Source organism: Phreatobacter sp. (assembly GCF_051860605.1).
GTDB lineage: Bacteria > Pseudomonadota > Alphaproteobacteria > Rhizobiales > Phreatobacteraceae > Phreatobacter.
The window spans coordinates 68577-95029 of record NZ_JBHYDR010000004.1 but is presented as its reverse complement, the minus strand read 5'-3'; the positions used below and the strand labels follow the sequence as shown (position 1 = coordinate 95029).

Here is a 26453-nt window from a genome sequence, read left to right as displayed (position 1 = left end):
TTCTCTGGAGATCGTCCACTACGGATCCGCCTTGGAAACTTCGAGAAATTTGAGTTCCATGTGAGATAGCCGCACGAACCCGCGACACAAGTTCCAGCAACCGTGTGTCTAGGGTCAAACACTGCTGTTCCTTCGTGATCCGCCTGCAAATAGGCGTATCCAAAATCTGCATGCCGAAACTCAATCGCGTGCCTCAAACCTCTGACGAATATGAAACCCGAAGCCCCAAAGACATTGGCGGCTGCCAGATGCCAACCCGCTAACGCTCGGCCATCCATCACACGCTCCCCGCCAACGCCGCCACGAAGGCGGCACGGTCGTCGTCGGTGTTCACTTCGGTGTTGGCGACGAGGATCACGTCCTTCAGCGCCTTCGCCTTCGGCCAGAGTCGCGCAGCCGGAACGCCGGCCAGCACGCCCTTCTTCGCCATCTTCTCGACGACCTTCGCCGCATCGCCTTCCACGCGGATGGCGAACTCATTGAAGAAGGACCGGTTCAGTACCTCGACGCCATCCACATCCGCCAGGCGGTCGGCAAGGTCGCAGGCATTGGCGTGGTTGACGGCTGCCAGGCGCCGCAGGCCGGCCTCCCCGAGCAGGCTCATGTGGATGGTGAAGGCGAGGCACATCAGTCCGGAATTGGTGCAGATGTTGGAGGTCGCCTTCTCGCGGCGGATATGCTGCTCGCGGGTGGACAGCGTCAGGACATAGCCGCGCTTGCCCTCGGCATCGACGGTCTCGCCGCAGAGGCGACCGGGCATCTGGCGGACATATTTCTGCTTGGTGGCGAACAGGCCGACATAGGGGCCGCCGAAATTGAGGCCGACGCCGATGGACTGGCCCTCGGCCACCACGATGTCGGCGCCCATCTCGCCGGGCGAGGTGACCGCGCCGAGCGAGACCACTTCGGTGACCACGGCGATGAGCAGCGCACCGGCCTCCTGCGCCTTCTTCGCGATCGCGGTCAGGTCATGCAGGTTGCCGAACACGTCCGGCGTCTGGATGACGATGCAGGAGGTTTCCGCGTCGATGGCGGCGGCCACTGCCTTCAGGTCCGCGCCGGCATCGACCGGGTTCGGCTCCAGCGAGACGAGGTTGTCGCCGGCCATGCGCGACAGGGTCTCGATCGTGTCGCGATAGTGCGGGTGCAGGTTGCCGGCGAGGATGGCTTTCCGCCGCCTGGTCACCCGGTGGGCCATCAGCACCGCCTCGGCGGCGCCGGTGGAGCCGTCATACATGGAGGCATTGGCCACCTCCATGCCGGTGAGCATCGCCACCTGGGTCTGGAACTCGAACAGATATTGCAGCGTGCCCTGGGCGATTTCCGGCTGGTAGGGCGTATAGCTGGTCAGGAACTCCGACCGCTGGATGAGGTGGTCCACCGAGGCCGGCACATGGTGCTTGTAGGCGCCGGCCCCGACGAAGAACGGCACTTCGGAGGCCGAGATGTTCTCGGCCGCGATGGCGCCCATGATCCGCTCGACCTCCAGCTCGCCCCTGCCCTTGGGCAGGTCGACGAGGCCCTTCAGCAGCTTGGCCTTCGGGACATTGGCAAACAGGTCGTCAACCGCGGCGACGCCGATCTTCGCCAGCATGTCGGCGCGGTCGTCAGGCGTCAGGGGCAGGTAGCGCATGGAGGGCTCCGGTCAGATTCGGGGACTCGCAGGACGGACATTGCGTCCTTCGAGGCTCGCTTCGCTCGCACCTCAGGATGAGGAGGTGAGAGCGCTGCATGATTGCTCAAGGGTCCGCAGGCGCGGTCCATCTGCTGCGAAGTGCCAGTCACCCCATCCCTCATCCCGCTGCGCGAGCGAAGCGAGCCCCGAAGAACGCAATGTCCGGCGTAAAGGCCATCCCTTACAGCGTGTCGAGGAAGGCCTTGTAGGCGGCCTCGTCCATGAGGTCGTCCAGTTCGGCGGGGTTGGCGATCTTCACCTTGAAGAACCAGCCCTTGCCGGCCGGGTCCTCGTTGACGGTGGCGGGCGCGCCCTCGAGGTCCGGATTGGCGGCCGTCACCTCGCCGGAAACCGGCGAATAGATGTCGGAGGCCGCCTTGACGCTCTCCACCACCGCGGCGCTGTCGCCCTTCTTCACCGGCTTGCCGACGCCCGGAAGCTCGACGAAGACCACGTCGCCAAGCTGCTCCTGGGCGTAGTGCGAGATGCCCACCGTGCCGGTGTCGCCATCGACGCGGATATATTCGTGGTCCTTCGTATATTTGACGGTGGCCATGGCAGGTCCTCTGAAGGCTTGTTGTGAGTGTCAGCCGCGGAAATAGCGGTGCGGCGCGAAGGGCATGGTGACGACCTTGGCCGGCAGGTCCTTGCCGCGCACCTCGAGGAGCACGGGCGTGCCCGGCTCGGCGAAGCGGCGGTTCACATAGCCCATGGCGACCGGGCCGTTGACGGTCGGGCCGAAGCCGCCGGAGGTCACAGTGCCGATGGGCTGGCCGTCGGCGGCCTTGATGACGGTGCCCTCGCGCGCGGGCGCGCGCCCGTCGGGCAAAAGGCCGACGCGCAACCTCGACGTCCCCTCGGCCAGTTCCTTCTGAACCCGCTCGGCACCCGGAAACCCGCCCTCGGTGCGGCGACGCTTCTGGATCGACCAGTTCAGCCCGGCCTCGATGGGCGATGTCGTGGTGTCGATGTCGTGGCCATAGAGGCACAGGCCCGCCTCCAGCCGCAGCGAGTCGCGCGCGCCAAGGCCGATAGGCTTCACCCGTCCGTCGGCGGTCAGGCGCTGCCAGAGATCGGCGGCATCGCGGGCATGGACCGAGATCTCGAACCCGTCCTCGCCTGTATAGCCGGACCGCGAGGCACGGATCAGCACGCCGCCGGGTTCTGCCGCGACCGACGTCATGAACGTCGTGGCGCTGATTCCCGGCACGAGGTCCTCCATCACGTCGGCGGCCTCCGGACCCTGGATCGCGATGAGCGCAAGATCGGGCTCGACCTGCAGCGTCACGCCGGCGGGCAGGCGGGCGCCGATATGCGCATAATCGGCATCCTTGCAGCCTGCATTGACGACCAGATAGGCGGAGCCCTCCTGCCCGGCCGCGGCGCAGCGGGTGATCATCAGGTCGTCGAGGATGCCGCCATCGGCTGCGAGCAACTGGCTGTAGCGCTGCTGTCCGGGCTTCAGGTTGAGGATATCGGCGGGAACAATCGTCTCCAGGGCGCGGGCCGTCGTCTCCCAATCGGGCCCGACGACGAAGCACTGCCCCATATGGCTGACATCGAACAGGCCGGCATGTTCGCGCGTCCAGTTGTGCTCGGTCAGCACGCCGGTGGGATATTGAACCGGCATGTCATAGCCCGCGAAGGGCACCATGCGGGCGCCCGCGGCGACATGCTGCGCGTGGAGCGGCGTCCTTAACAGGGGACCTGTGGTGTCGTCTGCCATGTCCTGCTCCGGCGCGCGGTCGCGCCCGGAATGAACCGGACACGTCCGAAACGCGGGCCTGTCGCCCGCTCGCGCCCCTCTGTCGCAGGACCTGAGAGATTCACGGCACGGCACGCGGCCGGTCGCTTACTCCGTCGGTGGGCCGGGTTTGGACCCCCGGCCGCTTTCCAGAATGCCATTCCCCCGGCGGTCCATTTTGCCTGAGAGGTTCCGGGGCCGTTGCTCCTTCGGCGCCGGGAGATCCCATCATGTGAAGACCGCCCGAACTCTCCCGCCGGGCTTGCATGGCACACCCATGGCAATGGCCGGATCGGCACGCCAAGTCAAGGCGAGGATGTGGGCAGACCGGCGCCCGGTTAGGCGATGGTGGGATCCGGCCGGCCGGCCGGGGCGGCCGTGCCGGGTTTCAAAGCACCCTCCCCGAGCACCACGGTCGGCTGGCTGCGTCCGGACCCTGAAAGCACCTGGAGCAGCCGGAGGTTCTGCAACTCGGGATTGTCCTTGAGCATGCGGGCCGCATTGCCGAGCGCGCGCAGGGCCGCCTGCTCGCCGCGCGCCCGCTCCAGCGCTGCCTGTCCCTCAAGGCGGGCGCGCTCGACCTCGGAAAAGAGCCGGCGCAGTTCGGGCGGCAGCACGATGGCCGCGATCCCCGCCGCCTGCAGGGTGCAGCCGCACACGACGTCCGGCAGAAGAGCTTTGAGCGTCTCGTCCAGGCCCTTTCGGCCGCCGAGCAGGTCCTCGACGGTCCGTTCAGCGGCCAGCGCCTGGAGAGCCCCGGTCACCGCGATGCGCAGGCTTTGATGATAATCGCCCTCGAAGGCCGCCTGCGGATCGGTGATGCGATAGCAGATCACGGCCGTCAGGCGGAACACCAGCCGGTCAGCACTGACCACGTCCACGGGGCCAACCTGCTCGAACTGATCGTTCCGGCGCAGCCGATAGACATCATGCCTTGAGAACAGTGGCTCGGGATGCCGACCAGGCGGCAGGAGCCGGTCGAAGCGGCCATCGACATAGCGAAGACCGTATTCCCACTCGTACACGATGGTCCGCATCCCGTTGTGGACGTAGAGATGCCGGGCATAGACGGCGAGCAGGAGCACTGCGACGACTGCAAGCGGGCCAAGAATGGCAGCGAAGTTCATCGAACCGTCTCCCGAGGCCACATCCATCAAACGGTGGCCCCCTGGCGCCGCGGGGAGGAGGCGGGAGCCCGAAGCCCGCAGAGCCTCATCCCGGCTTGGCCGAAGCTCGGCGCCAGGAGGCTTCCTGGTCCTTACCAAGGAGGTTCCCGGCCTTCTGGGCTGGCCGCGTCCGCGGTGGCGGATCGTCGCGCGAATTCCGGGAACCGGAGGGGGATCGAGCCCCGCAACAGATCAATCACGCGCTGCGCGGATGGTCAACGGTGAACGCCACAGCCGACCGAAGCCGCCGTGCGGGATCAGGCCGGCACGAGCGGATCGGGCCCGTGGCGGTTCGGGCCAGCGGTGCCGCGCACGAAGCCGAGGACACCGACGGACCAGACAACGTTGAGGACGAACAGGATCGCTGCAAACCAGCCCGAGAGGCCGGACAGATAGCGCACCCCCGCGAGGTCCATGAGCAGGTCGAGCACCACCGCACCGAGGCAGATTGCGACGGTCCACAGCGGAAAATCGAGATCCTTGGTGCGTTTGACCACCAGCGCCGACCAGGGGATGAGGATGGCAATGACCAGCGCCATCGATAGCTGCTTCTCCCCCGTCGAGCGTTCCTCGGCAAGCACGCCTCCAGACACGATGAACGCAACGATCAGGATGCCCGCCGCCAGCAGGCCGAAGCCGATGAGGATGAGATTGCCGATCCAGTACTGCCGGCGCGACAGGCGACCCTCGAAAGGCGGCAGGAACATCGACATGACGGCGTCTCCGGCATCGCCCAGAGTCTGACCGTGCCGTCTGCCGCCGACGGCAGTCAATGCGGGCTTTGCCTCATGACGGGGAGGCGCTGCCGGATCAGCGCTGCGCCGTCCGGCCCCGCCGCCGCTGCGGCCGCTCCGGCTGCTGGGCCTGGGTGTCGAAGCCGACAAAGACGATGTAGGTGGTCAGTTCCGACGCCTCGGGCAGGGCGAACTGAACCTGATCCTCGACCTGCGTGAAGGTGACGTTCGGCGAGCCGGCCGGTATCTCGATCGGCACCTGGTAGAGCCGGGTCCAGACCGGCTGCGACAGACCGCGTGTCACGGCGATGCGAATGGGCAGGGTGATGCGGCCCGCATCGCCCTTCGGGCCGACCAGGATGCGCCCTTCGAGGCCGACGCGAATAGTCATGGTGGTCCCGTCGATGCGGCATTCGCGGGCAAGGTCGGTGATGCTCGCCTGATAGCGCAGTTCGGTCGCGCCCTCCCCGCCCTGGCGCCAGACGTTCGACCCGTCCCGCACCTCGACGCGCGGGCACAGGCGCGGATCGACCTCTGCGGCCTCGGGCGTGACCGGCTGGCCGAACAGGACCGTATGCGCCGGCGAGCCCACACCGGGCGTCGTCTGTCCGCCGGCAGGCTGCGGCGTCGGCCCGCCGCCGAACATGCTTCCCGACGTGTTGCAGCCGGCCAGCACGAAGGCCGCCGCCAGAACACCCGCCACACCCGTCATTCGCCGCACGCCGATCACCCCGGTCAACCCGAACAAGTCGGCGCTTATAGCAAGCGGGTCGCGGCGGAACAAAGGCCGATGCGCATCGGCGGGACAACATGGAGCGGACGGCGGAACCATCGCCATTCCTGATGGACAGGGCCGAGCTTTTTGATGAGAAACGCCCCGGCGCGGCCTGTATGCTTGCGCCCTCTCCGAAAAGGGCCGCCCGCTTCATGACCTTGCCTCTCCTCGCCTCGCTGCGTCCCGAAGCCTCCGGCGCCCCGGCCAGCGGCATCGTCGAGCTTGCCAAATATGCCCGAACCTCGGGCGACGACGTGATCCAGCTGTGGGTCGGCGAGGGCGACCTGCCCACACCCTCCTTCATCTACGAGGCCGCCACGCGCTCCCTTGCCGCCGGCGAGACGACCTACACCTGGCAGCGGGGCATTCCCGAACTGAGGCAGGCGATCGCCACCTACGCGTCGCGGCTCTACGGGCGTGCGCTTTCCGCCGAGCGGTTCTTCGTCTGCGGCTCCGGCATGCAGGCCATCCAGATCGCGATGACCATGGTGGCGGGATCCGGCGACGAGGTGATCATCCCCTCCCCGACATGGCCGAACGCGCCCGCCGCCGCCGGACTGCGCGGCGCGACGCCCGTCTTCGTCGAACTCGTCCACGGCAACCGTGGCTGGCAGATGGACCTCGACCGGCTGGAAGCGGCGATCACGCCGCGCACCAAGGCGCTGTTCATCAATACGCCGTCCAATCCGACCGGCTGGACAGCGACCAGGGAGGAGCTTGCCGCCATCCTTGCCATGGCCCGCCGCCGCGGCCTGTGGATCATCGCCGACGAGATCTACACCCGCTTCGTCTGGCGCGAGGGAATGACGCGCGCGCCTTCGTTCCATGACGTGCGCGAGGACGGCGACCGCATCCTGTGGGTCAACACCTTCTCGAAGAACTGGGCGATGACCGGCTGGCGCACCGGCTGGGTCGAGGCAGACCCCTCGCTCGGCGATGTGGTGGAGAACCTGATCCAGTACTCGACCTCGGGCTCGCCGGTCTTCATCCAGCGCGCCTGCGTGGTGGCGCTGGAGCGCGGCGAGAGCTTCGTCGAGCACCAGATCGCCAAGGCCCGCAAGGCACGCGACATCATCTCCGCGGCCATCGAGGCGACGGGGCGGTGCCGCTTCTCCCGTCCGGACGGGGCCTTCTACCTGTTCTTCGGCATCGACGGCGTGACCGACTCCAACGCTGCCGCCATGCGGCTGGTCGACAGCGCCCGCGTCGGCCTTGCGCCGGGCAGCGCTTTCGGTCCCGGCGGCGAGGGCCATCTGCGCCTGTGCTACCTGCGTTCGCAGGACCAGATCGAACTGGCCGCCGAGCGGCTGGCCGCCGCCATCCCGCAGCTCTGACGGTCCCCCGGACGGCGGATCGCCCGCCGGATCGATTCGGTCTTGCCCTAGGGAAATCCCTGTCGCATGTTCTACGGATGAGGCTGTTTGACGCAGGTATCGCCTGCACGAGCGGCCATACGTGGTGCGTCGGCTCGGGAGGCGGCCATCGGCGAGATCGTGCATTCGCCTGTGAGCGCTTCTGAGGCACGCCTGTCGAGTGTTCTCGACATGGCAGGCGATGGCATCCTCGTGCTCGACGCCCGCGCGACCGTTCTGGTCTTCAACCGCGCCTGCGAGACGCTGTTTGGCTGGTCGGCCCAGGATATTGTCGGGCGAAATGCCGGGGTGCTGATCCAGGCCGAGATGCACAGTGTCGCGGACCTGCGGGTTCTCATCGGCACCGGCCGCGAAGTGATGGCCCGTCATCGCGACGGCTTGTCCTTTCCCGTCGAGATGTCGTTGTCGGAGGCGGAGACCCTCGATGGTCCACAGTTCATCGGCATCCTGCGGGATATCAGGCCGCGCAAGGAGGCAGAGGAGCGGTTCGGTCTGCTGCAGGCCGAACTGACGCAACTGGCCCGCATCTCTGCGATGGACCAGATGGGCGCAACCCTCGCCCACGAGCTGAATCAGCCGCTGACGGCCCTGACGCTCTACCTGCAGGCCGCGTGCAAGATGCAGGCACGCCCGACTGCGCGGCCGGGGAATGAACCGGACGGCAGCGATCACCGACGGAGCCTTAACGAGATCATGGCCAAGGCCCTGCGCGAGGCCGGCCGCGCCGGCCAGATCATTCAGGCGATGCGCCACTTCATCGAGAAGGGCTCGCCCGAACGTCGGCCGGAGGCGCTCAATCCCCTCGTGGAGGAGGCGATCGAACTGACCCTCCTCGGCCAGCGAGGCGGTGTCCGCGTCTCACGGCGTCTGGCGCGCGGGCTGCCGCCAGTTCAGGTCGAGGCGGTCCAGGTTCAGCAGGTGGTCGTCAATCTCGTTCGCAACGCGCTGGACGTGCTGCGGGACCGTGCCGATGGCCGGATCGTCGTCGAGACGCAGGCCCAGGCCGATCACATCGCGCTGACGGTTCGCGACAACGGACCGGGCATTCCGGCCGCCGCAATGGACGGGCTGTTCCGGCCCTTTGCCAGTTCCCGGCCGGCGGGTCTTGGTCTCGGCCTTGCCATCTCCCGCTCCATTGCCCGCAACCATGGGGGCGAGTTGACCGTCGATCCCGGCGGCGGGGGACGTGGCGCGGCCTTTACGCTGCTGCTTCCCCGCCATCCACCACTGCCGATCCCCCCGACGGCGCCCCCGCAAGCGAAGAGCTAGACCATGGCCATGCCCGCAGCCCCGGCAGCAAATGCTGGCAGGTATCCGGCCCCTTCCCGGCCGGATGTCTATGTTGTCGACGACGACGCGGCGGTGCGCGATGCCCTGTCGCTGATGCTGACCGCGGAAGGATATGCGGTCACCGGGTTTGCCGATGGCGCGTCGCTGGTGGAGGCCCTTCGGGGGCATCGGCCGCGCTGCGTGCTGCTCGATGTCAACATGCCTGGCCGTTCGGGCCTCGACGTGCTGCGCGCCATCCGCGAGGAGCATCTGGACGCCCCCGTCTGCGTGATGTCGGGGCAGGCCGATATCCCCATGGCGGTCGACGCCATGCGCCACGGCGCGCGCGACTTCATCGAGAAGCCGGTGGACGCGGACAGGCTGGTCTTTGCGGTGCGATCGGCCGTGGCGGAGCGCCTGCCCGGGCAGGCACCGGTCATCAACCCCGCATCGGAGGGCGTCGGCCAGTTGACGCCGCGCGAACGCGACGTGCTCGGCCAGATCGCCGCCGGCGCCTCCAACAAGGAAGCCGGGCGCAATCTCGGTATCTCGCCGCGCACGGTCGAGGTTCACCGGGCGCGGATCATGGAGAAGCTCGGCGCACGCAACGCGGCCGACCTCGTTCGCATCGTGCTGACCGACCGCCGCGGGGGCTGAGGGAGTCACTTTCCCGTGGTCATGGCGGCCCGGTGCTGGCGATCCGGCGGCCGCGCGCCTACCTTCGCTTCATCCCCATTCGAAGGAGCGCGACGATGCTCACCCTGAAGATCAACGGCCGGCTGGTCGAGGTGGATGTCGACCCCGACATGCCGCTGCTCTGGGCGCTGCGCGACCATGCCAACCTGACCGGCACGAAGTTCGGTTGCGGCAAGGCCCTGTGCGGGGCCTGCACCGTGCATGTCGACGGCCAGCCCGTCCGCTCCTGCTCGACCCCGGTCGGTTCGGTCGGCAACAGCGCCATCACCACGATCGAGGGCATCGAGGGCCCGGTCGCCGAGGCCGTGCAGACGGCCTGGCGCAAGCTCGATGTGGTGCAGTGCGGCTACTGCCAGTCGGGCCAGATCATGAGCGCCGTGGCGCTGCTTTCGGAGAACCGGCAGCCGAGCGACGCCGACATCGACGGCGCCATGCATGGCAACATCTGCCGTTGCGGCACCTACCAGCGTGTCCGCGCGGCCATCCACGATGCTGCCCGGACGCTCGGTTGAGGACGGAGGACATCATGACCGCTTTCCCCGCCATTCGTCCGCCGCATCTGACCACAGAACCTGCGATCACCGTCGAGACCCTGTCGGCGCGCCGGTTCGACGCCACCCGCCGGGCCTTCCTGAAGGGCGCCGTGGCAGCCGGCACCCTGATGGTTGCCGGTGTCGCAGGGCCCGGTGGCGAGGCCCTCGCCCAGGCTCCCGGCGCCAGTGCTCCGGCGAATCCTGCCGCGTTCGTGCGGATCGGTGCCGACGACACGGTGACCGTCATCATCAAGATCCTGGACAAGGGCCAGGGCGTCACGACCGGGCTTGCCGCCATCGTGGCGGAGGAACTCGATGCCGACTGGAGCCAGTTGCGCTTCGCCTTCGCTCCCGCCGACCACAGGCTCTACAACAACCTCCTCTGGGGTCCGGTGCAGGGCGTCGGCGGCTCCACCTCAGTGGCCGGGTCATGGATGCAGTTGAGGAAGGCCGGCGCAGCCGCCCGCCAGATGCTGGTGGCCGCGGCTGCCGCCGAATGGAACGTGCCGGCCAGTGAGGTGAAGGTGTCGCGCGGCGTGGTGAGCCACGGCGCCCGTCAGGCCCGTTTCGGCGCCCTCGCGGCACGGGCGGCGGCGATGCCGGTCCCGGCCAACCCGCCGCTGAAGGACCCGAAGGACTGGACCATCATCGGCAAGGAAGGCACCGCGCCGCGGCTGGATTCCGTTGCCAAGACGTCCGGCACCGCCACCTTTTCCCTCGACGTGCGCCGGCCCGGCATGCTGACCGCGATGGTCGCCCATTCGCCCAAGTTCGGCGGGCAGGTTCGCCGCTTCGATGGCAGCGAGGCCATGAAGGTCAAGGGTGTCGTCGCCGTCGTGGAGATTCCGACGGGCGTGGCCGTCGTTGCGCGCGACACATGGTCAGCCATGAAGGGCCGCGAGGCTCTGAAGGTGACCTGGGACTTTGCGGCTGCCGAGACGCGCTCGACCGATGTCATCATGACCGAGTTCAAGCGTCAGGCCGGTCGGCCGGGCCTGCCCGCCGGACGGCGCGGCGATGCGGCGCGCGGGCTCGCATCGGCCGCCAGGACCGTCGAGGCTGAATTCGAGTTCCCCTATCTCGCGCATGCCTCCATGGAGCCGATGAACGGCACCATCGAGCGACGGTCGGACGGAGGCATCGAGGCCTGGGCCGGGTTCCAGATGCAGACGCTGGAGCAGGCGACGATTGCCGCCATCTGCGGCGTGCCGGCTAGCCAGGTTCACCTGAACACGCTGTTCGCCGGTGGCTCCTTCGGCCGGCGCGCGACGCCCGACTGCGACTATGTCGCGGAGATGGCCCATATCCTCAAGGCGACCGGCTATCGCGCCCCGATCCATCTCGTCTGGACCCGCGAGGACGACATGCAGGCCGGCTATTTCCGGCCCATGGTCTATCATCGCGTGAAGGCGGGTGTGGACGCTGCCGGCAAGGTCGTCGGCTGGGAGCACCGCATCGTCGGCAAGTCGATCCTGATCGGCTCGCCGTTCGAGGCGGCGCTGGTCGCCAACGGTGTCGATGCCACCACCGTGGAAGGGGCAAGCGACACCCGCTATGCCATCCCCAACCTGAATGTCGAGGTCCATAACGGCCGCGAGGGCGTGCCGGTGCTGTGGTGGCGCTCGGTCGGCCACACCCATACCGGTCAGGTCATGGAAGTGGTGATGGACGAACTGGCCCAGGCGGCCGGCAAGGACCCGTTCGCCTTCCGCCTGGAGCACCTTGCCAATGCCCCGCGGGACGCGGCGGTGCTGCGCCTTGCCGCCGAAAAGGCCGGATGGGGCCAGCCGCTGCCGGCCGGAAAGGGCCGCGGCATCGCCGTTCACGAGAGTTTCCGCAGCCATGTCGCCATGGTCGCGGAGGTGACGGTGAACGGAACCGAGGTGAAGGTCGACCGCATCGTCTGCGCGGTGGACTGCGGCATCGCCGTGACGCCGGACATCGTGCGCGCACAGGTCGAGGGCGCGGTCGGCTTTGCCCTGTCCTCGGTGCTACGCAACCGCGTGACGCTGAAGGACGGCGAGGTGCAGGAGACCAATTTCGACACGTTCGAGCCCACCCGCATCACCGAAATGCCGAAGGTGGAGGTGCATATCGTGGCATCGACCGAGAATCCGACCGGCATCGGCGAGCCGGGCGTGCCGGTGCTGGGACCCGCCATCTCCAATGCGGTGTCGGCGGCGACCGGCAAGCGGATCCGCTCGCTGCCCATCGATCTTGCGGCCATTGGCGGCGCGTGACGGCGGCGCCGTTCACGCCTTCCGGCTGACCGCCGCCTGCTCGAAGGTCGCCATGCCGGCATGCAGGGCCAGCGCGTTGCGGACGATGCCGCAGGCGAGCGCTGCGCCCGAGGCTTCGCCGAGGCGCATGCCGAGGTCGAGCAGCGGGCGCTTGCCGATCTTGTCGAGCACGCGCCCGTGGGCCGGCTCCGCCGAGCGGTGGGCGGCCAGGCAATGGTCGAGGCTCGACGGGTCCATGGCGTGAAGCACGGCAGCGGCGGCCGTCACCACATAACCGTCGAGCAGGACGGGGATGCGCTGGAGCCGCGCGGCCAGGATCGCGCCGGCAATGGCGGCGATCTCGCGACCACCGACCCGGCGCAGCACTTCGAGCGGGTCGTCGAGCGCCCCGCCATGACGGGCCACGGCCCGGCGGACGGCATCGGCCTTGCGCCCGAGGCCTTCGGCATCGACGCCGGTGCCGGGGCCGACCCAGTCCTCGGGCGTGCCGCCATAAAGGCCGTGGTGAACGGCGGCGGCCACCGTCGTGTTGCCGATGCCCATTTCGCCGAGGCAGAGGAAGTCCGTGCCGGCAATCGCCTCCATGCCGAACGCGATGGTGGCCGCACAGGCCCGCTCGTCCATGGCATCGGCCTCGGTGATGTCGGGGGTCGGAACCTCGATCGCGAGGTCGAACACCTTCAGGCCGAGGTCGTTGGCAATGCAGAGCTGGTTGATGGCCGCACCGCCGGCGGCGAAATTGTCCAGCATCTGGCGGTTGACGCTGTCCGGAAAGGCCGAGACGCCCTGCCGCGTGACCCCGTGCGCGGTGGCGAAGATCGCCACCAGCGGCCGGTCGATGCGCGGCTCGGCCTTGCCGGACCAGGCGGCCACCCACTCGACGATCTGCTCGAGGCGCCCGAGCGAGCCGGCGGGCTTGGTGAGATTGGCGTCGCGGGCGCGCGCCGCCGCACGGGCATCCTCGTCAGGGCCCGGCATCCGCTTCAGGAGGTCGCGGATGTCGTCGAAGGGCAGGCCCGACGGGCTCGGAGGCGGCATCACCATGACAGGCTTTCGGACGAACGGGCGGCCGGAATCAGCCGAAGAGGGTCCGGAGGGGTTAGCAGCCCGGCCGGGGGGAGCACAAGGCGACGGGCGGAGGCAGCCCGATACCGGGGACCGGGCGCCCGCCAGATGGCCGCGATTGCCCGGCGGATGCGCGGCGGCTAAGCGTTCTGCATGAACCCATCGAGCGCGTTGCACACGCTGATCGCCGGCCTGCGCTTCTATTCGCGCCTGCCGCTGCCACCCGTTGAGGACGAGGCGGATGCGCATGCGCCTCCCGACCTCGACCGGCTCGCGCCTGTCGTGCCGCTGGTCGGCGCGGTTCTCGGCGGCCTTGCCGGGCTGGTGCTGGTGCCGGCGACATGGCTGTGGCCGCCGGTCATCGCCGCCATTCTGTGCGTCGCGGCGGCCATCGTCATGACAGGAGCCTTTCACGAGGACGGCCTGGCCGACACCGCGGACAGTTTCGGCGGATACACGGTCGAGAAGCGCCTGGAGATCATGCGCGACAGCCGGATCGGCACTTTCGGCGCGTCGGCACTCGGCCTCGGACTGCTGCTGAGGGTCGCGCTGATCGCGGCCCTCGTCGACCAGACCGGCGCCTGGGCGACCATGCTGGCGCTGGTCGCAGCGGGGGCGCTGTCGCGCACGGCCGCACTGAGCCTGTTCGTGCAGCTCGACCCTGCCCGTCCCGATGGCGCGGCCCAGGCCGCCGGCCGCCCCGGTTCACGCGCAATCCTTCGCAGCCAGGGGCTGGCCGCGATCCTCGCCATGCTGGTTCTGCCGGCTGCCGGGCCACAGGGTGTTTTCGCGGCGGTGGTCGTGGCTGCGGCGACCGCCCTCATGGCGGTCCGCTTCGCCCGGACCCATCTTGGCGGGCATACCGGCGATGTCGCCGGCGCCACCCAGCAGGTCGGGGAGATTGCGATCCTGCTGAGCCTGCTGGCGCTCGCGCCATCCGGAGCCCTGACATGAGAGACACCGCGATCGAGAGCCCCTGCATCCGCTGCTGCCAGATCAGTGCCACCCACGGCATCTGCGAGGGTTGCGGGCGCACGCTGGCCGAGATCGGTGGATGGCTGTCGCTGACACCGGCAGAGCGGCGATCGATCGTGGCGGAGCTTTCGTCCCGGCTCGCCAGGCTTTCGGAGGCCCCATGACCAACCGCACGCTGCTCTGGATCCTGCTCGGCGCCGTCGGCCTTGCCGTGCTGGTGGCGGCCATCCGCGCCGATGGGTTCGCTGCCGGCACGCTCGGGGTCGAGGACTATGCCTCGCTCGTCGGCCTCTCCATCCTTGCGGTGGTGATCGGCGCCAGCGCCCTCGGCCATTTCCGGTGGCGTATCGGCGATGCGATCCAGGCGATGATTGCCTGGGTGGCGATCTTCGCCTTTCTCGGCGTCATCTACACCTATCGCCACGAGTTCGAGGCCGTCGGCCGGCGGGTCCTTGCCAACCTCATCCCCGGCATGGCCACGACCGGCGTGACCGGGAGCCGTGAGGTCACCGTGCCGCGCGCGCCGAACGGCATGTATGCGGTGCGTGTCGAGGTGAACGGCGCGCGCGCGGTGGCAATGCTGATCGATACCGGTGCGTCCGCGCTGGTGCTGACCGACCAGGATGCGCGGCGGGCCGGAATCCGCGTCGACGACCTGTCGTTCACGATCCCCGTCCAGACCGCCAATGGCCAGGCCCTCACCGCGTCGGTGACGCTGGCATCGGTCGCGGTCGGGCCGATCGTCGAACGCAATGTCCGCGCGCTGGTCGCCCGGCCCCAGGCGCTGACGGCAAGCCTTCTCGGGCACACCTTTCTCGACCGGCTGGAGAGCTATCAGGTGCGCAGCGGGCAGATGGTTCTGCGGGGCCGGTCCTGACGCATCGCGCCGCTTGCCAGGCGTCCCCTGGCGAAGGCATGGTCCGGCCGCTTGAGGAGATCGGGGATGACCGGGATCAGCCGTCGGGACACGCTCGCTGCAGGCCTCGGCAGCCTGGCCGTGGGCCTTGCCGCCACCCCGGCCGGCGCGCAGGCGCCAGCGGATGACACCATCACCCTGCTGCTGGTCAACGACATCTACAAGATGGGCGAAGAAGCCGGCCGCGGCGGATTTGCCCGGCTCAACGCCATCGTCAAGGCGGAGCGGGCGCGGGGCCGGCCCCTGCTCTATGTCCATGCCGGCGACATGTTCTCGCCGTCGCTGATGTCCGGCTTCGACCAGGGCGCCCATACGGTGGAACTCACCAACCTTGCCCCGCCGGACGTCTTCGTGCCCGGAAACCACGAGTTCGACTTCGGGCCTGAGGCCTATGCGCAGCGGCGTGCCGAATCGCGGTTCGCCTGGTTCGCGGCGAACATGCGCACGGCCGATGGCGGCCTGCTGCCAGGACACGAGGACGGACGCATCATCGAACTCGGTATCGCCAGGCTCGGCGTCTTCGGCGTTGCGCTTCCCAACACGCCGGAGGTCTCGAATGCAGGCTCCATCCGCTTCCTGCCAACCATGGAGACCGTGCGGCGTGAGGCGGCACGGCTGCGCGCGGCCGGTGCCGACCTCATCGTCTGCTGCGCCCATACTGACCGGGCCGAGGACAACGACATCGTCCGCTCGCGCCTCGTCGATGTGCTGCTGACCGGCCACGATCACGACCTTGCCATCGCCTACGACGGGCGCACCGTGATGGTTGAGAGTTCCGAGGAGGGCTATTACGTCACCGCCATCGACCTGACGCTGCGCCGGGTGACGGTGGATGGCGTTACCCGCATGACCTTCACGCCGGCCTTTCGGGTGAACGACAGCCGCGCGGCAACGCCCGACCCGGCCACGCTCGCCCGGGTGCGCCAGTATGAGGCGGAACTCTCCGCCGAACTCGACGTGACGGTCGCCCGGCTGGCGGGCGAACTGGACACGCGCACCGCCTCGGTCCGCTCCGGCGAACAGGCCATCGGCAACATGGTGGCTGACGCCATGCGCCTTGCCGCGGGCGCCGAGATCGGCCTGACCAATGCCGGCGCGATCCGCGGCAACCGCGTCTATCCGGCCGGACACTCCTTCACGCGACGCGACGCGCTGGTCGAACTGCCCTTCGGCAATCGCACCGTCGTGGCCGAGGTGACCGGAGTTGACCTGCTCGCCGCACTGGAGAACGGGCTCTCGCAGGTCGAACAGCGTGCGGGGCGCTTCCCGCAGGTCGCCGGCCTGGTCGTGACCGCCGATCGGTCCCGCCCCGCGGGCAGCCGGATCGTTTCCGTCACGGTCGGCAATGCGCCGCTGGAGCCGACCCGGCTCTACCGGGTCGCGACCCACGACTTTCTGCTGCGCGGCGGCGACGGCTATGTCACGCTCGGCCGAAACACGCGCGACAAGGACGTGCAGGGGCGGCTGGTGGCCCTGGACCTGATGAACTACATGCGCCGGCTCGGAACCGTCACGCCCGCCATCGAGGGACGCATCGTCCTGCGCTGAAACGGCCGCGCGGCCGCCCGATCCGTGCCACCTTTACCGCCGAAGGTCTCGCCGCCCGGACTCCGGCCCGCCTTTTTCGTCACGAGACCGACATGACCCGCAGCCTGCTTCTGCCCTCCCGCCGCGATGCCCTGATTCTTGCGGCGGCCCTGCCTCTGGCGACACCGGCCATCGCCACCGGAGCGGCCGACCTCAAGCAGCCGTTCCGGGCCGAGGGGGTGACCGGCACGTTCGCTCTGGTGGCCTCCGATGGCGGCGCGCCCGTTCTCGTTGATCCGGCCCGCGCACGGCGGCGCTACGTGCCGGCCTCGACCTTCAAGATCCCGAACAGCCTGATCGCCTTCGAGGCCGGCGCGGTGGCCGATGCCGACGCCATCGTGCCCTATGGCGGAACACCGTCGCGCAATCCCGCCTGGAACCGCGACATGTCGCTTCGCGAAGCCATGCCGATCTCCAACGTGCCAGCGTTCCAGCAGGTCGCCCGGCGTGTCGGGCTGCCGGCCTATCGCGACTGGCTGGCACGGCTCGACTATGGCAACCGCGACCCCGGCACCGTGGTCGACCGCTTCTGGCTGGAAGGGCCGCTGACGATCAGCGCGCTGGAGGAAGCCGGCTTCAACCTGCGCCTCGCCCGCAGTGGGTTGCCGGCCTCGGAGCGCGCGCAGGCCCTGACGCGCGATATCGTCCGCCTCGAGGCCGACGGCGGGGCGACGCTCCACGGCAAGACCGGCTGGTTCGTGAAGCGCGGGCAAACCTCGATCGGCTGGTGGACCGGCTGGGTGGAGCGCGGCAGCCGCATCCACGCCTTCACCCTGAACATCGACATGCCGCAGATGGCTATGGCGCCGAAGCGCCTTGCGGTCGGCAGAGCGATCCTGAAGACGCTCGGCGTCTACGGCTGAGCCTCAGGCTCAGGCGCCACGGGCGACGAGATCCCACAGAAAGCGCAGGCAGACGATCAGAAGGAAGGCGCCGAAGGCCAGTTCCAGCCGCCGCTTGGGCATGGAATGGGCCAGCCGGGCGCCGATCGGCGCGGTCCACATTGATGTCGGGATGAACAGCAGGAAGCCGATCAGCGAGACATAGCCCAGCGCGAACGGGAACTGGATGGCTGCGACCGCCGGAAACTCGGCCGCCTTCGGCCAGCCGGCATAGATATAGCCCAGCGCGCCGGGGATGGAGATGAGAACGCCGAGGCCGGAGGAGGTCGCCACCGCGTTATGAATGGTGCGCCCATAGGCCATCATCACCAGATTGCCGAGCTGGCCGCCGCCGATGCCCATCAGGCTGGACAGCACGCCGATGACGCCGCCCGTGGCGACCATGCCGGCAGGGCCCGGCATTCCCGTGCCGAAGTTCAGTTCCTTGCCGGTGAGCAGGCGCCAGGCGGACAGCCCGGCGACGAACACGAAAACGGCCTTGAACACGCCGGGCGGTGCGTAGCGGGCAACCAGCGAGCCGGCAATGACGCCGACGATCACGGGTATGGCCCAGGCCCGCAGCACCTCCATGTCCACCGCACCCTTCGCCTTGTGGGCCTGGAAGGAGCGGATGGACGTGGGGATGATGATGGCCAGCGAGGTGCCGACAGCCAGCGGCATCTTCAGGTCGGCAGGCACCCCGACCACGCCGAACAGTTCGTAGAGCACCGGCACGATGACCGCCCCGCCCCCGACGCCGAACACGCCGGCCAGAATGCCCGTGGCCGCACCTGCGATCAGGAGGCCGACGGCAAGAATGGCGAGTTGGTCGAAGGGAACGCCGAAGAGCATGGCAAACCGGGGGCAGGCGGAGGGAGCGGCGACTTAAAGACCGATGGCGCCGGTGGCGCAAGCGTGGCACGCGCGCAGCCGCCCTGCCCCGCCGCTGCAACAAAGGCCGATACAGTGGAAACAGCGCGGCCATCCGGCGGGGCGCGAGCGAAAACAGCAGCCGTCATGGTCCCGGTCGACGCAGCCGGCCACCGGCCAGGTGCTGCAGACCCGAACACGCAAGGACCTCCCATGACCCGCCTCAAGACCCTGTCCCTCGCCGGTGCCCTGTCGATCGCGCTCGCCACCTCCCTGTCCGGCCTCGCCATGGCCCAGACCGCCGGCAGCGGTGGCGCCGGCGGCGGCGACGGCGGCATCTCGTTCAATGACGTTCCGGTCGTCATGATCCAGATCCCGACCTACCCGCAGCCGGTCCAGAATCAGGCGACCACGGCCCGCGAATGCGCCTTCGAGCTGCTGCGCGGCCACTACTGCACGCCCCGCCGCGCGCGGTAACAGGCACCAAGGCCAGAACCTGACGGGCGGCGGTCGAAGGACCGCCGCCCGTCGCCATGTGGTCAGGCCGCCAGACCCGCGGTCCGTTGCTCGCGGCGCACCAGCGCAAGCGCCGCGCGGATCACCTCGATGCCGGCGCCGGGCCGGGGTGCCTCGACGGACAGGTGGCGCCGGAACGCGCGGGCGCCGGGCACGCCCTGGAACAGGCCAAGAGTGTGCCGGGTGATCGAGGACAGGCGAATGCCCCGGCCGAGAGCCGCCTCGACATAGGGATACAACCGCTCGACAGCGTCATGCAGGCAGTCGACCGGTGATGCCTGTCCGAACAGGACGGGATCGACAGAGGCCAGAAGCCAGGGGTCCTGATAGGCGGCCCGGCCGAGCATAACCCCGTCGAGAACGACGCCATCGCGCGGCGCCAGCAGGTCGCGTGCCTGTTCGAGGGTGCTGATCCCGCCATTGATGGCTACCCGCACATGCGGAAGCCGGGCCTTGAGACGGAACACCCGGCCGTAGTCGAGCGGGGGAATCTCCCGGTTCTCGCGCGGCGACAGGCCCTTCAGCCAGGCCTTGCGGGCGTGAACGATGATGGCGTCCGCCCCGGCCGCAACGACCGCATCGGCCAGCGTGTCCAGCGCCACCTCCGGATCCTGATCGTCGATGCCGATGCGGCATTTCACCGTGACCGGCACCGCCACCGCCGCCTTCATCGCCGCGATGCAGTCTCCGACGAGCGCCGGCTCGGCCATCAGGCAGGCGCCGAAGCTGCCGCCCTGCACGCGGTCGGAGGGGCAGCCGACATTCAGGTTGATCTCGTCATAGCCGAAACCCTGGCCGATGCGCGCCGCTTCCGCCAGGGCGCGGGGGTCGGACCCGCCGAGTTGCAGTGCGACCGGATGTTCGGCCGGATCAAACCCGATGAGCCGCTCGCGGTCGCCATGGATCACGGCATTGGCGGTGACCATCTCGGTATAGAGCAGCGCATGGCGCGTCAGCCCCCGATGGAAGAACCGGCAATGCCGGTCGGTCCAGTCCATCATCGGGGCGACGGAGAACCGCCAGGGCCCGATCCTGGCTGTCTTTTCCTCGTCCCCAACGGTTTGCTGCCGATTCACGCCGCTCGTTCCTGTCCCTGATCCTGCCGGTCCGCAGCCGCTTCCGGTCGCGACCCGCACAACTTCTGCAGACACGGGGCCCATCCTGTAAACCGAAGGACACCATCGTCCAACTCATTCGCAGGGGCAGCGGGATCAAGTTGGCCAGGCGGGCACGCCCGTGTCAGACATCAGGAGAACAGTTGCGGGGCGGCCCGGCATCGCCAGCGGGATCCCACGTCGCCGGACTGCGGCGTCGCGGCAGGCGCGGGTCAGCGCGGCCCGGGCGAGAGGCGCTTCAGAACCTCGGACACAAGCCGTGCGAAACGGCCGTAGGCGCCGGGCATCAGCCTTTGAATAACATCGGCCAGACGAGCGTCGCGCCCTATGACGAGACGGGTTCTCGAACCCCTGATTGCCTCCACGATCCGTCTGGCGATGTCGTCGGGGGCGAGGCGCGCGTTCCGATAGAAGCGCTCCTCGTGCTGTTCGCGAACCTCGTCCGGCATGCGGAGCGCCGACAGGGCATTGCGGGCGATCCTTGTTTTCGCCGCCGCCGGATAGACGGTGAGAACCAGAACGCCATCGCGGGCGAGTTCGTTTCCCAGCGCCTCGCTGAAGCCACGCAGGCCAAACTTCGATGCCGAATAGGCCGCCTGACCGGCGGGCGCCACCAGACCGAAAACGCTCGACATGTTCACGACCACCCCGCGGGGGGCTGCCTTGACCAGCGGGAGAACCTGGGCGGTGAACCGGATCGGCCCCAGGAGATTTGTGCTGATCACCGACTCGAGTGACAGAACGTCACACTCATCGACCCGGCCATGAAGCGCGATGCCAGCATTGTTCACGAGAACGTCGATTCTCGGAATGGTCGCCAGCAGATGCGCGGCAGCGTCAGCGATGGAGGCCGAATTCGCGAAGTCCACCACCAGGCTCAGCACCTCGACCCCGTCCTCGAGCGAGCGCCGGACGTCCGCAAGCCCTTCCGCGTCGCGATCAAGCAGGACAAGCCGATAGCCGGCGGCGGACAGTTGGACAGCAAGCGCTCTCCCGATGCCGGCAGCGGCACCGCTGATCGCAGCTACTGGTCGCTCCAACCCTTCCTCCCAAACTGAACCTGGCCGGGCATGACGTCTTCCTGAGCCGTTTGACCAATCCGCCTTTTTCTATGCTAATTGCGGTTCCCAACCTATCGTTCGGCGAGGCACTGTCCGAGGAAAATCGGCTTTCGGCCGGTGTGGGAACCAGCGGCCTTCAGGGCAAAGTCCACCCCCGCAATGTTCGCCATTTCATGAGACGTCCCTCGATCATCCCGATGGCGTTGGTGATCGAGTTCCGTATCGTCCGGCGTGTTGCGCCTCCAGGCTGGCGATCGGCTCGTTGCCCTTGCGGTCAGTGTCAGCCGCTGGCCTGTAGAAGACTCGGGCGGCTCAGGATTTCCCGCAAACATGCCGCCAAGTCGCTTTCCGTCAAACTTCAGCGTCTTGCAACACGACGTCGGCCTCGTTCTCATTTATCTGCTATTCCATGACTATTATCTTGATGCCTTGCAATTCATCATGGGCGCCACCGAGAAGCGCAAGGGACTAGCCGGCCCCGTCTCGTGCATTCGCGGTACTCTCGCCGACGCGCTTCACGCCACGTTTGTCCATTGTCATCGATGTCTTTTCTTTTCAAAGAATGGTCTTTGACCTCAACTCGGCCTACGGCCTCAGCGACGAAGTCCCGGCGCCTCGATCGGCAGGCCTTTGGCGCGCGCGGCCAGATAGAGCTCCAGGGCGAGGTACTCCGCCGAGCCATGGGGAAACTGCGTCGCGCGCACGCCAAGCGAACAGGCGCGCAGGCGCCGGTGCAGCGAGCCCATCGCGTTCCATTCGAGCCGGTAGGCCGGAAACCCCGTGCCGACCCCGCTTGAAATGACATCGCCACGCAGGCGGCGGCCGACATGATCGTCGTGGCACTGGCTACAGGCAAGATTGAGCTGGCCCTGGCGGGTTTCATAGAAGCGGCGACCCTGCTCGACAAACCGCGTGGCCGGCCCGTCGGTCGCGACCGCCATCGGCAGACCGCGCGAGCGCAGGGCGATGGCGGCGGTGAGCGACAGCAGCGCTTCGCTCTCGTAGCCGAAGGCGGGAGCAGCCTGGTTCTCACTGCGACAGCGCTCGATCCGCCCTTCGAGATTGATCAGCGCACCGTCACCCGTCACGGCCGGGTAGCGGGCGGCAACGCCGCGCATGCTGCCGATATCGCCGTGGCAACCCTGGCAGGCCGGCTTGCCCGTGGCCGGAACGGCCTTCCACTGCGCCTCGCCCTCGTCGACCCAGAGCCAGCCGGGATGGCGCGAGGGATCGTCCTGCAGGGCGCGCAACTCCGGCGACAGGAAGGTGGCGGGCGCTCGCACGTCCCCGGCGGTCGCGACCCCGGCCAGCAGGCATCCGGCAATGGCCGCGGCAAGCCTCATGTGACCGTCAGCATCTGCCGGCGCTCATAGGTGACACCGCCGTCCTCCAGCCATTCGAAGACGATGTCGGCGGACACGGTCGCTCTGGTGGTAAAGGCGATATAGGGATTGGCCGCGATACCGGGCGACAGGTCCATCCGCATGATCTCCGCGCCGTCATAGGTGGCGCGAAAGGTGTGCAGGATGCGGCGCGGCACGGGCGTGAGGCCCTGGGCACTCACCCCCCGCTCCATGGCATGGCGCACGAGAACGCGGATCTCGACGATATCGCCGCGCCTGGCTTCCGCCGGCATGGTGATGCGCGCGGGGATGGTTGCGCTCGTCATGGTGTCAGCCCCCGTCCACACAGGCCCCGAGGATCACGATGACCTCCCTGGCCGCCCGATGCACCGCGCCCTTGCTGGTCTCGGCAAGCACGACGACCGCCTGCGTCTCGGCAAGGCGGATGCGCGTCGCGACCTCGGCCCGTCCGGCCCGTGGGCCGATGTGAAAGACGGCCACACGGGGAAACGGGTTCTTCTCCGACAGGACATGGATGGCGGAGACGTGATCCTCCTCGTTCATCGGGCTGTCAACGGCGATGGTCAGGTCGATGGAATTGCCGTTCTCCGAAAGGGGCGGCATGTCGAGCACGATTCCGGACGCGGCGGGGATGCGGCCGGCGAGAATTGAGGCCTCGACCGATGCGAAGGTTTGCCCGGTGGCGGGCTGGGCCATCGTCCGGCCCGGCATGGCAACCGCAGCAGCCGTGGCCGCCAGCGCTGCCCGACGCGACAGCCTCACAGGCCGGTGTTGATGGTCGAGCTCCGCCATCGTCTCACTCCTTCAGACCCGACAGATAGGCGACGACGTCCTCGATCTCCTGCGCACCGAGGACGGGCCGCCCACGATAGCGCTCCTCGACATGGACGAGGCCCGCAACACGATGATAGGCCGGCATGACCGCGTTCGCGTTCACCTGGGTCGGATCGATGACGCGCAGCCTGATCTGCCCGGCCGACAGCCTGAGGCCGACACCGGCGAGCGGTGGGCCTACCTCACCCATGAAGGTCTCCGACGGGTCCGGGATCGTGTGGCAGATCAGACAGTTCGCAGTCTCCCGGTTGCGGACGATACGGGCGCCGCGCGCCGCATCGCCGGTGAGCCCGCCAAGCGGCGCCTCCACGGCATCGGCGGTTACCGTGAACGGGGCAACCTCCTGCCCCGCGGAGGGTCCCGCGAGGCACAGGCCGAGGAGCAATGCCGCGACCCGCGTCACGCGCGGCGCAGGTCCTGGTCCTTCAGCGGCACGGTGCGGATGCGCTTTCCCGTGGCGGCGAAGATGGCATTCAGGACAGCAGGCGCGGCCACCATGATGGTCGGTTCGCCGACGCCACCCCAGAACCCGCCCGAGGGCATGACGATGGTCTCGACCTTCGGCATCTCGTCCATGCGCAGGACGTTATAGGTGTCGAAATTGGTCTCGACGATCCGTCCGTCCTGCACGGTGCACTCGCCGTAGAGCAGCGCCGAGAGCCCATAGACGAACGAGCCTTCCACCTGCATCTCGATCTGGCGAGGATTGACCGCATGACCGCAATCGGTGGCCGCGACGATGCGATGCATCTTGAGCTTGCCCTGCGCATCCACCGAAACCTCGGCCGCGGCGGCGACATAGCTGCCAAACCCCATCTGCTGGGCGATCCCGCGATGGATACCGGCCGGCGGGGGCGTTCCCCAGCCGATGCGCTCGGCAACCGCGTTCAGAACCGCGAGATGACGGGGATGGTTGCCCATCAGCTTGCGCCGGAACGCAAGCGGGTCCTGCCCTGCCGCATGGGCCAGCTCGTCGAGGAAGCACTCGAGATAGACCGCGTTCTGGTTGTGGTTCACGCCTCGCCAGAAGTGCGGCGGAACGTGGGTGTTGCGCATGGCATGGTCGATCAGAAGGTTCGGGAATGCGTAGCCGATCTGGCTGTCGTTGCCGCCCGGGTTGAGCCCCTGGAACACCACCGGGTCACGACCGTTCTGCAAGGCCGTCGGGAACACATAGGACAGGATCGACTGGCCGGAAATGCGCATGTGCAGGCCGGTGAGGTTGCCCTGCGCATCGAGGCCGCCGGTCAGCTTGCACATGGTGACGGGGTGGTAGCGCCCCTGAACCATGTCCTCCTCGCGGGTCCACATGGTCTTGATCGGCACGCCGGGCACCTGCTTGGCAATGTTCACTGCCTGGATCAGCCAGTCATGCGTGGTGCGGCGGCCGAACCCGCCACCCAGATCGAGGCGGTGGACGTCACAGGCGGTCTGCGGCAGGCCGGCGGCCTGGGCCGTCGCGGCCAGGGCCGACTCGCCGTTCTGCGTCGGGCACCACACCTCGCAGCGGGTCGGCGTCCAGCGCACCGTGGCATTCATCGGCTCCATCGGCGCGTGGTTCTGGAAGGGGTAGGAGTAGACCGCCTCCACCTTGCGCGGTGCGGCCGCGATCGCGGCGCGGGCGTCGCCATTGGAATTGCCGACGAAGGCTTCGGCCGCATCAAGCCCCTCGCGCAGCTGCGCGGCAATGGTTTCAGAGGACACGGCCCGGTTCGGGCCGTAGTCCCACTCCACCGGCAGGGCGTCGAGCGCGCTCTTGGCCTGCCAGAATGTGTCGGCCACCACGGCGACCGCCGTATCGCCGACCTTCAGCACATGCCGGACGCCCGGCATGGAGGAGACCCTGGCCGCATCGAACGAGGCGACCTTTCCACCGAAGACCGGGCATTCCTTCGGCACGGCCACCAGCATCCCGTCCATTTTCAGGTCGGAGCTGTAGACCAATGAGCCGGTTGTCTTGGCAGCCGTGTCGAGCCGCTTCACCGAATGGCCGATCACCGTCCAGTCCTTCGGATCCTTCAGCGGCACATCCTGTGGCGGCGTCACCCGGGCTGCGGCTGCGGCGACCTGCCCGTAGCGCACCGAGCGTCCCGAGGCGGCATGGGTGATGACGCCATCCTTGGCCGCGCATTGCGCGGCAGGCACGCCCCAGGCCTCGGCCGCTGCCTGGATCAACATGATCCGCGCGGTGGCGCCGCCGCGCCGGACATAGTCCTGGCTCTGGCGAATGCCCTGGCTGCCGGCGGTGAGGAACGCGCCCCAGGCGCGGTTGCGCGCCAGCGACTGGCCCGGCGTCACATATTCCGTGACGATCTTCGACCAGTCACACTGGAGTTCTTCGGCGATGAGCTGGCAGAGCCCGGTGCGGGTTCCCTGCCCCATTTCGGAGCGCGCCATGCGGATGACGACCGTATCGTCCGGACGGATGACGACCCAGGCATTGATCTCGGGGGCCGCAGCGGCAGGCGCGGCCTGCGCGAGCACGTCCCGTGCGGGCAGGTAGAAGCCGACGGCGAGCCCGGCTGCAGCCTTCAGCATCGTGCGGCGGGTGGGGCGGGCGTTCTCGATCAAGTTCATGGTGCCCTCCTCAGCCCTGGCGGTTGCCGGCGGCCTGCTTGATGCCGGCCCGCACGCGATTGTAGGTACCGCACCGACAGATATTGGTCATCGCGGCGTCGATATCCTCGTCGGTCGGGCTTGGCTTCTCCGCGAGCAGCGCCGCCGCCGCCATGATCATGCCCGACTGGCAATAGCCGCACTGGGGAACATCGAGGTCGCGCCATGCGACCTGGATCGGGTGCATGCCGTCCGGCGACAGGCCCTCGATGGTGACGATCTTCTGGTCTTCGGCAATGGCACTGACCGGCATGGTGCAGGCGCGCATGGCCTGACCGTCGAGCAACACCGTGCAGGCGCCGCAGGCGCCGATGCCGCAGCCATATTTCGTCCCCGTGAGACCCGCCTGCTCGCGCAGCGCCCACAGGAGCGGCGTATCGTCTGCCACCTGGATCTCGACCACCCGGCCGTTGATGTTGAGTTTCGCCACGCACCGTCTCCCGCTTTG

The 26453-nt window shown here is 68.3% G+C and carries 27 protein-coding genes and 1 riboswitch; of the genes, 11 read left to right on the top strand and 16 right to left on the bottom strand.

Annotated elements, in window-relative coordinates:
• Positions 1-277 precede the first annotated feature (277 nt).
• The 6 genes from gcvPA to ACTIFS_RS08300 form a co-directional block, all read right to left on the bottom strand.
• Positions 278-1633 (bottom strand): aminomethyl-transferring glycine dehydrogenase subunit GcvPA, encoded by a 1356-nt coding sequence (gene gcvPA, locus ACTIFS_RS08325; protein ID WP_439573613.1) that lies wholly within the window; start codon positions 1631-1633, stop codon positions 278-280.
• 223 nt (positions 1634-1856) lie between these two features.
• Positions 1857-2231: a glycine cleavage system protein GcvH gene (gene gcvH / locus ACTIFS_RS08320; RefSeq protein ID WP_439573612.1), complete on the bottom strand. Its 375-nt coding sequence runs from the start codon at positions 2229-2231 to the stop codon at positions 1857-1859.
• A gap of 30 nt (positions 2232-2261) precedes the next feature.
• Positions 2262-3401 (bottom strand): glycine cleavage system aminomethyltransferase GcvT, encoded by a 1140-nt coding sequence (gene gcvT, locus ACTIFS_RS08315; RefSeq protein WP_439573611.1) that lies wholly within the window; start codon positions 3399-3401, stop codon positions 2262-2264.
• Between the two features lie 177 nt (positions 3402-3578).
• Positions 3579-3685, bottom strand: a riboswitch (glycine riboswitch).
• 72 nt (positions 3686-3757) lie between these two features.
• On the bottom strand, positions 3758-4546 hold the full coding sequence (locus tag ACTIFS_RS08310) for an SPFH domain-containing protein (RefSeq protein WP_439573610.1): 789 nt from the start codon (positions 4544-4546) through the stop codon (positions 3758-3760).
• A gap of 296 nt (positions 4547-4842) precedes the next feature.
• A complete protein-coding gene (locus ACTIFS_RS08305) occupies positions 4843-5298 on the bottom strand; it encodes a DUF805 domain-containing protein (RefSeq protein WP_439573609.1) in 456 nt (151 codons plus the stop codon).
• Positions 5299-5395: 97 nt separating this feature from the next.
• Positions 5396-6040 carry a hypothetical protein gene (locus ACTIFS_RS08300; RefSeq protein ID WP_439573608.1) on the bottom strand — a complete coding sequence of 215 codons (645 nt, stop codon included), beginning with the start codon at positions 6038-6040 and terminating at the stop codon, positions 5396-5398.
• A 206-nt stretch (positions 6041-6246) separates the two neighbouring features.
• Between ACTIFS_RS08300 and ACTIFS_RS08295 the strand changes: the two genes are divergently transcribed.
• From ACTIFS_RS08295 to ACTIFS_RS08275, 5 genes are all read left to right on the top strand, one after another.
• The gene (locus ACTIFS_RS08295; protein ID WP_439573607.1) at positions 6247-7428 is read left to right on the top strand and encodes a pyridoxal phosphate-dependent aminotransferase; all 1182 of its coding nucleotides are present in this window, start codon (positions 6247-6249) and stop codon (positions 7426-7428) included.
• A 159-nt stretch (positions 7429-7587) separates the two neighbouring features.
• Positions 7588-8736: a two-component system sensor histidine kinase NtrB gene (locus ACTIFS_RS08290; protein WP_439573606.1), complete on the top strand. Its 1149-nt coding sequence runs from the start codon at positions 7588-7590 to the stop codon at positions 8734-8736.
• Between the two features lie 9 nt (positions 8737-8745).
• Positions 8746-9393, top strand: coding sequence for a response regulator transcription factor (locus tag ACTIFS_RS08285; protein ID WP_439573903.1), 648 nt, complete (start codon positions 8746-8748; stop codon positions 9391-9393).
• Positions 9394-9488: 95 nt separating this feature from the next.
• Complete coding sequence (locus tag ACTIFS_RS08280; RefSeq protein WP_439573605.1) at positions 9489-9944, top strand: (2Fe-2S)-binding protein; 456 nt, start codon at positions 9489-9491, stop codon at positions 9942-9944.
• Between the two features lie 14 nt (positions 9945-9958).
• On the top strand, positions 9959-12205 hold the full coding sequence (locus ACTIFS_RS08275; RefSeq protein WP_439573604.1) for a molybdopterin cofactor-binding domain-containing protein: 2247 nt from the start codon (positions 9959-9961) through the stop codon (positions 12203-12205).
• A gap of 12 nt (positions 12206-12217) precedes the next feature.
• Here ACTIFS_RS08275 and cobT read toward each other — a convergent pair whose 3' ends face one another.
• Entirely contained in the window at positions 12218-13249 is a 1032-nt protein-coding gene (gene cobT / locus ACTIFS_RS08270; RefSeq protein WP_439573603.1) for a nicotinate-nucleotide--dimethylbenzimidazole phosphoribosyltransferase, read from the bottom strand.
• Positions 13250-13423: 174 nt separating this feature from the next.
• On the opposite strand from cobT, the gene cobS reads away from it, so the two are divergent.
• The 5 genes from cobS (at position 13424) to ACTIFS_RS08245 (ending at position 17611) form a co-directional block, all read left to right on the top strand.
• Positions 13424-14224 carry an adenosylcobinamide-GDP ribazoletransferase gene (gene cobS / locus ACTIFS_RS08265; RefSeq protein ID WP_439573602.1) on the top strand — a complete coding sequence of 267 codons (801 nt, stop codon included), beginning with the start codon at positions 13424-13426 and terminating at the stop codon, positions 14222-14224.
• Positions 14221-14409, top strand: a complete 189-nt coding sequence (locus ACTIFS_RS08260) for a DUF1289 domain-containing protein (protein WP_439573601.1) — start codon at positions 14221-14223, stop codon at positions 14407-14409. Before cobS ends, ACTIFS_RS08260 begins: the two co-directional genes overlap by 4 nt.
• Entirely contained in the window at positions 14406-15122 is a 717-nt protein-coding gene (locus ACTIFS_RS08255) for a retropepsin-like aspartic protease family protein (protein WP_439573600.1), read from the top strand. The genes ACTIFS_RS08260 and ACTIFS_RS08255 overlap by 4 nt, the downstream gene beginning before the upstream one ends.
• Positions 15123-15188: 66 nt before the next feature.
• The gene (locus ACTIFS_RS08250; RefSeq protein ID WP_439573599.1) at positions 15189-16709 is read left to right on the top strand and encodes a bifunctional metallophosphatase/5'-nucleotidase; all 1521 of its coding nucleotides are present in this window, start codon (positions 15189-15191) and stop codon (positions 16707-16709) included.
• A 92-nt stretch (positions 16710-16801) separates the two neighbouring features.
• The gene (locus ACTIFS_RS08245) at positions 16802-17611 is read left to right on the top strand and encodes a penicillin-binding transpeptidase domain-containing protein (protein ID WP_439573598.1); all 810 of its coding nucleotides are present in this window, start codon (positions 16802-16804) and stop codon (positions 17609-17611) included.
• A gap of 9 nt (positions 17612-17620) precedes the next feature.
• Here ACTIFS_RS08245 and ACTIFS_RS08240 read toward each other — a convergent pair whose 3' ends face one another.
• A complete protein-coding gene (locus tag ACTIFS_RS08240; RefSeq protein ID WP_439573597.1) occupies positions 17621-18481 on the bottom strand; it encodes a sulfite exporter TauE/SafE family protein in 861 nt (286 codons plus the stop codon).
• Between the two features lie 231 nt (positions 18482-18712).
• Between ACTIFS_RS08240 and ACTIFS_RS08235 the strand changes: the two genes are divergently transcribed.
• Positions 18713-18976 carry a hypothetical protein gene (locus tag ACTIFS_RS08235; protein ID WP_439573596.1) on the top strand — a complete coding sequence of 88 codons (264 nt, stop codon included), beginning with the start codon at positions 18713-18715 and terminating at the stop codon, positions 18974-18976.
• Positions 18977-19038: 62 nt separating this feature from the next.
• Here ACTIFS_RS08235 and dusA read toward each other — a convergent pair whose 3' ends face one another.
• The 8 genes from dusA to ACTIFS_RS08195 form a co-directional block, all read right to left on the bottom strand.
• Positions 19039-20046, bottom strand: a complete 1008-nt coding sequence (dusA, locus tag ACTIFS_RS08230; protein WP_439573902.1) for a tRNA dihydrouridine(20/20a) synthase DusA — start codon at positions 20044-20046, stop codon at positions 19039-19041.
• A 296-nt stretch (positions 20047-20342) separates the two neighbouring features.
• On the bottom strand, positions 20343-21170 hold the full coding sequence (locus tag ACTIFS_RS08225) for an SDR family NAD(P)-dependent oxidoreductase (RefSeq protein WP_439573595.1): 828 nt from the start codon (positions 21168-21170) through the stop codon (positions 20343-20345).
• Positions 21171-21784: 614 nt separating this feature from the next.
• On the bottom strand, positions 21785-22534 hold the full coding sequence (gene soxA, locus ACTIFS_RS08220; protein ID WP_439573594.1) for a sulfur oxidation c-type cytochrome SoxA: 750 nt from the start codon (positions 22532-22534) through the stop codon (positions 21785-21787).
• The gene (locus ACTIFS_RS08215) at positions 22531-22860 is read right to left on the bottom strand and encodes a thiosulfate oxidation carrier complex protein SoxZ (protein ID WP_439573593.1); all 330 of its coding nucleotides are present in this window, start codon (positions 22858-22860) and stop codon (positions 22531-22533) included. The genes soxA and ACTIFS_RS08215 overlap by 4 nt, the downstream gene beginning before the upstream one ends.
• Positions 22861-22864: 4 nt before the next feature.
• A complete protein-coding gene (locus tag ACTIFS_RS08210) occupies positions 22865-23347 on the bottom strand; it encodes a thiosulfate oxidation carrier protein SoxY (protein ID WP_439573592.1) in 483 nt (160 codons plus the stop codon).
• A gap of 4 nt (positions 23348-23351) precedes the next feature.
• Positions 23352-23792, bottom strand: a complete 441-nt coding sequence (gene soxX / locus ACTIFS_RS08205; RefSeq protein ID WP_439573591.1) for a sulfur oxidation c-type cytochrome SoxX — start codon at positions 23790-23792, stop codon at positions 23352-23354.
• Entirely contained in the window at positions 23789-25966 is a 2178-nt protein-coding gene (locus tag ACTIFS_RS08200) for a molybdopterin cofactor-binding domain-containing protein (RefSeq protein ID WP_439573590.1), read from the bottom strand. Before ACTIFS_RS08200 ends, soxX begins: the two co-directional genes overlap by 4 nt.
• Positions 25967-25976: 10 nt before the next feature.
• Positions 25977-26435 carry a (2Fe-2S)-binding protein gene (locus ACTIFS_RS08195; protein WP_439573589.1) on the bottom strand — a complete coding sequence of 153 codons (459 nt, stop codon included), beginning with the start codon at positions 26433-26435 and terminating at the stop codon, positions 25977-25979.
• Positions 26436-26453 lie beyond the last annotated feature (18 nt).